At 52.7% G+C, this 2140-nt stretch carries 1 protein-coding gene; it reads left to right on the top strand.

All coding sequences use genetic code 11. The features are described from left to right. The first annotated feature begins 675 nt into the window (after positions 1 to 675). On the top strand, positions 676 to 2070 hold the full coding sequence (locus tag QVO99_RS06510; RefSeq protein WP_022316796.1) for a methyltransferase RsmF C-terminal domain-like protein: 1395 nt from the start codon (positions 676 to 678) through the stop codon (positions 2068 to 2070). Positions 2071 to 2140: the final 70 nt, after the last annotated feature.

Here is a 2140-nt window from a genome sequence, read left to right as displayed (position 1 = left end):
CACCCTATGTGGGTGCGTGGATTGAAACGCTGTATCCTTAGCGATGGAAGCAAACATTTTGAGGGCGTACCTTCATGGAATTGAAATGCAACAACGATTACTTTTATGGTGTAAGATGAGATACCTGTATCAAAAAATAGAGCTCTAATATGATGATTCTTCACTGTTTTTGTTTTTATCAATTATCTGACGCTTTATCCCCAATCGGTCATCAGGGCTTGAATATTTGTTAAAAACGGATTCAAATATTATTTTCTTTCCGCCGAACGGGCGATATGAAGGAGAAAAACACTATATTTGTAAATTCTTAGAAATCCCTGCTGTCATTTTGCGAAGCCTCAACAACCGACGCCAAGCGAATAATCGGAGCACTGCCGAGGAGGAAAGCCTTGCCTATGGCATCGGCAATATGACTGTAAACCCCAATCGGTCATTATGGCTTGCTTGGATTTTGAGTTTTTAGAAGAGTGGATTTTGTTTGTAATAGCGAGCTATTGCGAATTAAAAACAGACAAAAGACGCTTATAAAAAACAAAAGACTGCAAGCAGTATATATAAAAATACTATAAACGGCCTAATGAACGATTTGGGGGTAAGCACCCCATGACTCCAGCGGCAGCAGGACACGGATATAAACAAATAGGAATCATAACAAAAAAAACATAACACCACACGATGACCACCACGCCGAAGACAACACTACCAGAGGAGTTCTCCACATACACCCGGGAAATCATGGGAGAGCAGCGGTGGACGCGTTTCGCTGAAGCCATGGGTGAGGAACCGCCGGTGAGCGTGAGACTGAACCCGATGAAATTCCGCTCCGACAGCATGGCACTGCCGGCAGAGGAAGACGAGCCCGTGGAATGGTGTCGGGAGGGACGCTATCTCAAGGAGAGGCCGATGTTCACTCTCGACCCCCTGCTACACGCCGGAGCATACTACGTGCAGGAGGCTGCCTCGATGTATATCACCCAGGTGATACGCGACCACGCACCCGCCGACCGTCCGCTGATGGTGCTCGACCTGTGTGCCGCACCGGGAGGGAAGTCCACCGCCATGCGCAGTGTGCTGCCCGAGGGAAGTCTGCTGATGACCAACGAGCCGATGCGCCCCAGGGCAAACATCCTGATGGAGAACATACAGAAGTTCGGACACCCCGACGTGATAGTGACCAACAACTATGCCATCGACTACCAGCGCAGCAGACTGCAGTTTGACGTGATACTCGCCGACGTGCCCTGCTCCGGCGAAGGGATGTTCCGCAAAGACGAGGGGGCGATAAGGGAATGGTCGGTGGCTAACGTGAAGAAATGCGCCGCACTGCAACGGGAGATTATCACCGACATCATGCCGTGTCTGAGAGACGGCGGACTGCTCGTATACTCCACCTGCACATACAACAGGCAGGAGGATGAGGAGAACGTGGACTTCATCTGCTCTGAATGGCAGATGGAAAAGCTCTCCGAGAGGCATTTCATTCCGGGCGAGACCCGATCAGAAGGTCTGTATATGGCGGCTCTGCGACAGACGGGAAGCGATGCCTCGCAGCAGACCACAATCAGTATGCTCGACTCCTCGGCAACGAAAAAGGACAAGAAGCAGAAACGGCGCGGAAAGGCATCGGCAGAACAGGCCGTGAAGGGGGCTAAGGAGATGAGCGGATGGATAAAGGGCAACGAGGACTTCAGCATCACCACGCTCGGACAGCGCTTCGTGGCGGTGAGGAAACAGTGGCGCAACGTGTATGACACCGCACTGGAGAAGCTGCGCGCGATGCATGCCGGCATCGAACTGGGAGAGCCGAAGGGCAAGGACATCATACCAGCCGAAGGTCTCGCCCTCTCAACGGCATTCAACCCGGAAGCCTTCGCCACGGCGGAGCTCGACCGCGCCACGGCGATTGCCTATCTCAGACGCGAACCGATACAGTTACCGCCTGACACACCGCGCGGATTCGTGGCTGTGGGGTATCAGGGGCTGAACCTGGGATTCGTGAAAAACCTGGGCAACCGCACCAACAACCTATTTCCGCAGGAATGGAGAATAAGGATGCAGAACGATGCATAGGTCTGGTGTCAGCCACACCTGGCCGCAGACCCATCATAACCGCAGACCCATCCTAACCTTCCCCAAGGGA

The sequence above is a fragment of the Prevotella sp. CAG:592 genome (genome assembly GCF_000436015.1).
GTDB classification, from domain to species: domain Bacteria; phylum Bacteroidota; class Bacteroidia; order Bacteroidales; family Bacteroidaceae; genus Prevotella; species Prevotella pectinovora.
The sequence above is the reverse complement of the archived record's forward strand: the minus strand, read 5'-3'. Positions and strand labels throughout refer to the sequence as shown.